This is a genomic window from Azotobacter armeniacus (assembly GCF_054779355.1).
Genome location: NZ_BAAGYK010000046.1, coordinates 39,288 through 46,206 on the forward strand (window position 1 = coordinate 39,288; position 6,919 = coordinate 46,206).

Here is a 6,919-nt window from a genome sequence, read left to right on the forward strand (position 1 = left end):
AGGAGTGGCCAGATGGCTCTCAACAGCATTGACGAACTGATCGAAGACATCCGCCAGGGCAAGATGGTCATCCTCATGGATGATGAGGATCGCGAGAACGAGGGCGACCTGATCATGGCCTCCGAGTGCGTGCAGGCCGAGCACATCAACTTCATGGCGCGCTATGCCCGTGGCCTGATCTGCATGCCGATGACCCGCGAGCGCTGCGAACTGCTCAAGCTGCCGTTGATGGCGCCGCGCAACGGTTCCGGCTTCGGCACCAAGTTCACTGTGTCCATCGAGGCGGCCGAGGGCGTCACCACCGGCATTTCCGCCGCCGACCGGGCGCGCACCGTGCAGGTCGCCGCGGCGAAGAATGCCAAGGCCGAAGATATCGTCAGCCCTGGGCACATCTTCCCGCTGATGGCCCAGTCGGGCGGCGTGCTGGCCCGTGCCGGACACACCGAGGCGGCTTGCGATCTGGCGCGGATGGCCGGCTTCGAACCCAGTGGAGTGATCTGCGAGATCATGAACGACGACGGCAGCATGGCCCGCCGTCCCGAGCTGGAAGCCTTCGCCGAGCAGCACGGCATCAAGATCGGCACCATCGCCGACCTGATTCACTACCGGCTGATCCACGAGCGCACCATCCAGCGCATCGCCGAGCAGGAGCTGGACAGCGAACTGGGCCGTTTTCACCTGGTGACCTACCGCGACGCGGTGGAGGGCGACGTGCACATGGCGCTGATCATGGGCGAGATCCATGCCGACGAGCCGACCCTGGTGCGGGTGCACAACATGGACCCGCTGCGCGACCTGCTGATGGTCCGCCAGCCGGGGCGCTGGAGCCTGCGCGCGGCGATGGCCGAGGTGGCCGGGGCCGGCCGTGGCGTGGTGCTGCTGCTCGGCCATCCGCTGGAGGCCAACGAGGTGCTGACCCTGCTGCGCGAGGGGACGCCCAAGTCGCCGAGCACCTACAGCACCGTCGGCGCCGGCTCGCAGATCCTGCGCGACCTCGGCGTGCGCAAGATGCGCCTGATGAGCGCGCCGATGAAGTTCAACGCGATATCCGGGTTCGACCTGGAGGTTGTAGAATACCTGCCCGCCGAATGATCCCCGCCGGAACCGCCCGCCATTCCCATGCCCCGTCGGCAGGGGGTGGGCGTTCCCGCCCGGAAGGCCGGGACCGATTGATTTACGGAGCTGCCGAGGGCACTCCGGTTCTTTAACGAGACGAGATTCGCCATGACCTTGAAGACCATCGAAGGTACCTTCATCGCCTCCAAGGGCCGCTACGCCCTGGTAGTCGGCCGCTTCAACAGCTTCGTCGTGGAAAGCCTGGTGCAGGGCGCCATCGATACCTTGGTGCGCCACGGCGTCAGCCAGAGCGAGCTGACCATCATTCGCGTTCCCGGCGCCTTCGAGATTCCGCTGGTGGCGCAGAAGGTCGCCCAGCGCGGTGAATTCGACGCCATCATCGCCCTCGGCGCGGTGATCCGGGGCGGTACCCCGCACTTCGAATACGTCGCCGGCGAGTGCACCAAGGGCCTGGCCCAGGTGTCCCTGCAGTTCGGCGTGCCGATCGCCTTCGGCGTGCTCACCGTCGACTCCATCGAGCAGGCCATCGAGCGCTCCGGCACCAAGGCTGGCAACAAAGGCGCCGAAGCGGCCCTATCCGCCCTGGAAATGGTCAGCCTGCTGGCGGCCCTGGAGGCCAAGTGAGCGCGAATCGCGACGGTGGCCAGAGCGGGCAGGGCGCCAAACCGGCCAAGGGCAAGGTGGCAGCGCGCCGGCAGGCACGCATCCTGGCCATGCAGGCGCTCTATCAGTGGCACGTGGCGGGGCAGCCGCTCAACGAGATCGAGGCGCAGTTTCGCGTCGACAATGATTTCAACGTGGTCGACGGCGCCTACTTCCATGAAATCCTGCACGGCGTGCCGCACCAGAAAACCGAGATCGACGAGGCCTTCGCGGCGCTGCTCGATCGCCCGCTGGCGGAAGTCGATCCGGTGGAGCTGGCCATCCTGCGGCTGTCCACCTACGAGCTGCGTAACCGTCCCGACGTGCCCTACCGGGTGGTGATCAACGAAGGCATCGAGCTGGCCAAGGTGTTCGGCGCCACCGATGGACACAAGTTCGTCAACGGCGTGCTGGACAAGCTGGCGCCGCGGCTGCGCGCGGCCGAAGTCCGCGGCGGCAAGCGCTGAGCGGGCGCCGATGGGCGAGTTCGAGCTGATCCGCCGTTACTTCGCCACCGCCGGCTGTGCGCAGGCGGCACCTGGCGTGGCCCTCGGCATCGGCGACGACTGCGCCCTGCTGGAGGTTCCCGCCGGCGAACAGCTGGCGATCTCCACCGACACCATGGTCGCCGGGGTGCATTTCCCCGATCCCTGCGACCCCTTCCTGCTCGCTCAGCGCGCCCTGGCTGCCGCCGCCAGCGACTTGGCGGCGATGGGCGCCACGCCCGTCGGCTTCACCCTCGCCCTGATCCTGCCCGCGGCCGATCCGGCCTGGCTGGCGTCCTTCGCCCGCGGCCTCGACTACAAGGCGCGCGAGTGCGGCCTGGCCCTGATCGGCGGCGACACCACCCGCGGTCCCCTGTGCATCACCCTGAGTGTGTTCGGCCGGGTGCCGGTCGGCCTGGCGCTGCGCCGGGACGGCGCGCGTCCCGGCGATCTCGTCTGCGTCGGCGGTCCGCTCGGCGATGCCGCCGGCGCGCTGGCGCTGGTGCTCGGCCAGCGCCAGGCAGCCGCAGAGATCGCCAGCCCCCTGCTCGCGCGCTACTGGTCGCCGCGGCCGCAGCTATCCTTGGGGCTGGCGCTGCGCGGCAGGGCGAGCGCGGCGCTGGATGTTTCCGATGGTCTGCTCGCCGACTGCGGGCATATCGCCGCGGCTTCCGGCGTGGCTCTGTGTATCGAGCGCCGCCGCGTGCCGCTGTCGGCGCCGCTGCGTGGCCTGTTCAACGAGGAGGCCGCGCTGGCCTGCGCTCTCGGCGGTGGTGACGACTACGTACTGGCCTTCACCCTGCCGGAGCGATTCCTCGCCGCCCTGCAAGCCGAGTGGCCAGTGCGGGTGATCGGCCGGGTCGAGTCCGGCTCGGGGGTGCGCCTGCTGGACGACGCCGGCCGGGTGCTCGAGCCGCCGGTCGCGGGCTATCAACATTTCGGGAGTCCGCGTGACTGAATCCGTGCGCGTGCCGCCATCGGTGTGGCGCAATCCCTGGCACTTCCTGGCCTTCGGCTTCGGCTCCGGGACCCTGCCTAAGGCTCCTGGCACCTGGGGCTCGCTGGTCGCGCTGCCCTTCGTGCCGCTCTGGCAGGCACTGCCGGACTGGGGCTACTGGCTGCTGCTCGGGCTGACCATGCTGTTCGGCTTCTGGCTGTGCGGCAAGGTCGCCGCGGATCTCAAGGTGCATGACCACGAGGGCATCGTCTGGGATGAGATGGTCGGCATGTGGATCACCCTCTGGCTGGTGCCGGAAGGCTGGCAATGGCTGCTGCTGGGCTTCGCGATGTTCCGCCTGATGGACATCCTCAAGCCCTGGCCGATCCACTGGATCGACCGCCACGTGCACGGCGGTGTTGGCATCATGCTGGACGACGTGTTGGCCGGGGTATTCGCCTGGCTGGCGATGCAAATGCTCATCTGGGGGCTGGCTTGGCTATGAGGTTGGTTTGGCTGAACGTGCTGCTGTGCTGCTGCCTGGGCATCGCGGCCGCCGAGGCGGGGGGGATGCTGCTGTCGGGGGCGAGTCTGCCGGGGGAGATCCTGCTGGTCGGTGTCGAACGCAAGGACCATACCGGCGCCGATGCCAGTGGCCTGGTCTGGGAGGTCCTGCGTCTGGTCTTCGAGCCGGCTGGGCTGCAGGTGCGCACCAGTACCGTGCCCTATACCCGTGCAGTCGGTCTGGTCGCCCGTGGCGATGCCGATGCCTGGGTCGGCGCCTATCCGGAGGAGACCTCGGGGGCTCTGTTTCCCAAATGGCACTATGCTGCCGAGGTCATCGGTGCCCTTGGCCTGGCCCGGGCGCCGGCACCGCGCTTGCAGGATCTGGGCAATTTCCGCCTGGCCTGGATACGCGGCTATGCCTTCGACAAGTACCTGCCGCGGCTGCGCCGCTACCAGGAGATCCAGCGCTACAACGGCGCGCTGGCGATGCTTCGGCTCGGCCATGCCGACTACCTGATCGCCGCCCGGGCAGAACTTGAGGGCGTTCTCGCCTGGGCGGAGGTCCCCGACGCCTACCGCATCACCGACCTGACCCTGCTGCCGCTGTATCCTGGCTTCGCCGATACGCTCCGCGGGCGCGAGCTGGCCGCGCTGTACGACCGGCGCATGGCCGAGCTGGTGCGTTCCGGTGAGCTGCGGCCGATCTTCGCCCGCTGGCAACAGCCTTATCCTTTCGACTGAAGACTTCTGGAGGCAGGGATGCTGCGCTTTCGTTGGTTTGCTGCCAGTCTGCCACTGGCCTTTGCCGCCAGCCTGGCGGCCGCTCTCCAGGTCCGAGTGGTGGGGTTGTTCCCCGGCGCCGCGGTGGTCAGCGTGGATGGCCGGCGCCAACTGCTCAAGGTTGGCCAGGAGGGGCCGGGAGGCGTGCGGCTGATCGCTGCCGACAGTCGCAGCGCGCTGCTGCAGGTGGACGGCGAGGAGCGCCGCTACGAGCTGACCCGTGACTACGGCGAGAGGGATGGTTTCGCGCCGCCAGGCAAGGCGCGCCTCGGCGTCGCGCGTGGCGAGGGCGGCCACTACTGGGTCGCAGGCTCCATCGGCGGGCAGTCGGTGCAGTTCCTGGTGGACACCGGGGCCACCACGGTGGCGCTCAGCGAAAGCCAGGCCCGGCGTCTGGGCATCGACTATCGCGTTGGCGGGCGGCCGGTGCGGGTGAGTACTGCCAACGGCACGGCCCAGGGCTGGCAGGTCAAGCTGAACCGGGTCAAGGTCGGCACTCTGGAAGTGCTCGGCGTCGAGGCGGTGGTCCTGCAGGGCGACTCGCCGAGCACCGCCCTGCTCGGCATGAGCTTCCTCAGCCGCGTACGCTGGCGGGATGAGCAGGGGATGCTGATGCTGGAGTCGAAGCTGTAGCGGCGAATTCTGGCGGCTCCTTCGACGTGCCGCTTCCGGTCGATCATCGGCGATTCAGGCTGCGCCGGTGGGCGACACGGCTGTTACAATGACGAATTGCCGCATCTTTCAGGAGTCCTTCCGGTGTCCGTCGTTTTCGTCGCCGCATCCAAGTTGCCCACGCCATTCGGCGTCTTCACCATGCATGGCTTTCTCGACGAGGCCACTGGCAAGGAGCATGTGGCTCTTACTCTGGGCAAGGTGGATGACGGAGCGCCGGTGCTTGGCCGTCTGCATTCCGAGTGCCTGACCGGCGACGCGCTGTTCAGCCTGCGCTGTGACTGTGGCTTCCAGCTGGAGGCGGCGCTGCGCGCCATCGCCGCCGAGGGCCGCGGTGTACTGCTCTACCTGCGCCAGGAAGGGCGCGGCATCGGGCTGCTGAACAAGATCCGAGCCTACAAGCTGCAGGATGCCGGGGCCGACACCGTCGAGGCCAACGAGCGTCTGGGCTTTCGCGCCGATCAGCGCGACTACGGGATCTGCAGGCCGATGCTGGAACATCTGGGCATCGCCGCGATCAAGCTGATGACCAACAACCCGCGCAAGGTCAAAGCGCTGGAGGGGTTCGGCATCCAGGTGACCGAGCGGGTGCCGCTGCAGACCGGGCTGAACCCGCACAACCAGAAATACCTGCAGGCCAAGGCCGGCAAGCTCGGCCATCTGCTCGGCAGCCTGCACCAGGGCGAGGTGGAGGCGGAGACCGAGGGCTGAGGCTGGCTTTCCCGCGTCCCCGGTTGCGCCCGTCCCGCGCGATGCGCCTGTGGCTCGCCAGTTTGCTTTGTCTCGCCCTGCCACTGGCGGCCGCCGAGCGGGTGGTCAGCCTGGCGCCGTCGCTCACTGAACTGATGCTGGAGCTGGATGCTGGCGACCGTCTGGTCGGTGTGCTCGACGGCGGCGAGCGGCCGGCGGCGCTGGCCGGTCTGCCTTCGCTGGGGCGCTGGGGGCGGCTGGAAATGGAAGGCCTGCTCGCCTTGTACCCGGACCTGATCCTGCTCTGGCCGGACAGCATCGGTGCGGCCCAGCGTGAGCAGCTGCGTGGCTTCGGCATTCCCGTTTTCGAGGCACAGCCCCGGCGCCTGGAGGACATTGCCGGGCAGCTCGAAGCGCTCGGCGCACAGGTCGGCCGCGCCGAACGGGGCCAGCGACTGGCGGCGCGGTTGCGTCTGCAGCTCGCCGAGCTGCGCCGCCACTATCACCGCGAGGTGCCACTGCGGGTCTTCTACCAAGTCTGGGACCAGCCGCTGTATAGCATTGGCGGTTCGCAGATCATCAGCGACGCCTTGCAGATCTGCGGTGCGGTGAACGTCTTCGCCGACCTCGACCTGGCGGCTCCGCAACTCTCCCTGGAAGCGGTGCTGGCGCGCGATCCCGAAGTGATCCTGGTCAGCCAGCCGGAGCAGCGCGACGCGTGGCAGGCCTGGCCGCAGTTGGACGCGGTGCGCAGCGGGCAGATCTGGGCGATACCTGACCGCGGCCTCGAGCGGCCCAGCCTGCAGATGTTGGAGGCCACCCGCAAGCTATGCGAGCTGCTGCGTCAGGCCCGTCCCTGAGCGCTAGAGCAGTTTCACCTTATTCGAGTCCGCCTTTTGGGGGCGATCAGGATAACGATATACGTGGATGGCCGCTCCGTAGGTCGGGTTAGCGTAGCGTAACCCGACAGCCTGCCCGGCATTGCCCGTCGCGTCGGGTTACGCCCTGCGGCTAACCCGACCTACCACTACAGTTGCATTTTGGAAGTGAGATGAGCCCGCCTGGCCCCGGCCTGATGAGCCCTTCGCCAACATGACCAGGCAATGATCTGTGCCGGATCGATCAGGCG

At 68.1% G+C, this 6,919-nt stretch carries 9 protein-coding genes; all 9 read left to right on the forward strand.

The window, feature by feature from the left end; translation table 11 throughout:
* Positions 1–12: 12 nt before the first annotated feature.
* The 9 genes from ribBA to ACYVD0_RS10375 all read left to right on the forward strand — a co-directional run bounded on the left by ribBA (position 13) and on the right by ACYVD0_RS10375 (position 6,650).
* Positions 13–1,092: a bifunctional 3,4-dihydroxy-2-butanone-4-phosphate synthase/GTP cyclohydrolase II gene (gene ribBA, locus ACYVD0_RS10335; protein WP_460426741.1), complete on the forward strand. Its 1,080-nt coding sequence runs from the start codon at positions 13–15 to the stop codon at positions 1,090–1,092.
* A gap of 132 nt (positions 1,093–1,224) precedes the next feature.
* The gene (gene ribH / locus ACYVD0_RS10340) at positions 1,225–1,701 is read left to right on the forward strand and encodes a 6,7-dimethyl-8-ribityllumazine synthase (protein WP_460426742.1); all 477 of its coding nucleotides are present in this window, start codon (positions 1,225–1,227) and stop codon (positions 1,699–1,701) included.
* Complete coding sequence (gene nusB / locus ACYVD0_RS10345; RefSeq protein WP_460426743.1) at positions 1,698–2,186, forward strand: transcription antitermination protein NusB; 489 nt, start codon at positions 1,698–1,700, stop codon at positions 2,184–2,186. Before ribH ends, nusB begins: the two co-directional genes overlap by 4 nt.
* Before the next feature lie 10 nt (positions 2,187–2,196).
* The gene (thiL, locus tag ACYVD0_RS10350; protein ID WP_460426744.1) at positions 2,197–3,162 is read left to right on the forward strand and encodes a thiamine-monophosphate kinase; all 966 of its coding nucleotides are present in this window, start codon (positions 2,197–2,199) and stop codon (positions 3,160–3,162) included.
* A gap of 4 nt (positions 3,163–3,166) precedes the next feature.
* The gene (locus ACYVD0_RS10355) at positions 3,167–3,646 is read left to right on the forward strand and encodes a phosphatidylglycerophosphatase A family protein (protein WP_460426751.1); all 480 of its coding nucleotides are present in this window, start codon (positions 3,167–3,169) and stop codon (positions 3,644–3,646) included.
* Positions 3,643–4,389, forward strand: a complete 747-nt coding sequence (locus tag ACYVD0_RS10360; RefSeq protein ID WP_460426745.1) for a substrate-binding periplasmic protein — start codon at positions 3,643–3,645, stop codon at positions 4,387–4,389. Before ACYVD0_RS10355 ends, ACYVD0_RS10360 begins: the two co-directional genes overlap by 4 nt.
* Positions 4,390–4,407: 18 nt before the next feature.
* Positions 4,408–5,061, forward strand: coding sequence for a retropepsin-like aspartic protease family protein (locus ACYVD0_RS10365; RefSeq protein ID WP_460426746.1), 654 nt, complete (start codon positions 4,408–4,410; stop codon positions 5,059–5,061).
* A 123-nt stretch (positions 5,062–5,184) separates the two neighbouring features.
* Positions 5,185–5,811 carry a GTP cyclohydrolase II gene (gene ribA / locus ACYVD0_RS10370; protein WP_460426747.1) on the forward strand — a complete coding sequence of 209 codons (627 nt, stop codon included), beginning with the start codon at positions 5,185–5,187 and terminating at the stop codon, positions 5,809–5,811.
* Between the two features lie 41 nt (positions 5,812–5,852).
* A complete protein-coding gene (locus ACYVD0_RS10375) occupies positions 5,853–6,650 on the forward strand; it encodes a cobalamin-binding protein (protein ID WP_460426752.1) in 798 nt (265 codons plus the stop codon).
* Positions 6,651–6,919: the final 269 nt, after the last annotated feature.

What these genes read in the sequence shown, in the direction of transcription:
- ribH (WP_460426742.1), top strand. Translation starts at nt 1,225, where the DNA reads ATGACCTTGAAGACCATCGAAGGTACCTTCATCGCCTCCAAGGGCCGC.
- ribBA (WP_460426741.1), top strand. Translation starts at nt 13, where the DNA reads ATGGCTCTCAACAGCATTGACGAACTGATCGAAGACATCCGCCAGGGC.
- ACYVD0_RS10375 (WP_460426752.1), top strand. Translation starts at nt 5,853, where the DNA reads ATGCGCCTGTGGCTCGCCAGTTTGCTTTGTCTCGCCCTGCCACTGGCG.
- ACYVD0_RS10360 (WP_460426745.1), top strand. Translation starts at nt 3,643, where the DNA reads ATGAGGTTGGTTTGGCTGAACGTGCTGCTGTGCTGCTGCCTGGGCATC.
- thiL (WP_460426744.1), top strand. Translation starts at nt 2,197, where the DNA reads ATGGGCGAGTTCGAGCTGATCCGCCGTTACTTCGCCACCGCCGGCTGT.
- ACYVD0_RS10365 (WP_460426746.1), top strand. Translation starts at nt 4,408, where the DNA reads ATGCTGCGCTTTCGTTGGTTTGCTGCCAGTCTGCCACTGGCCTTTGCC.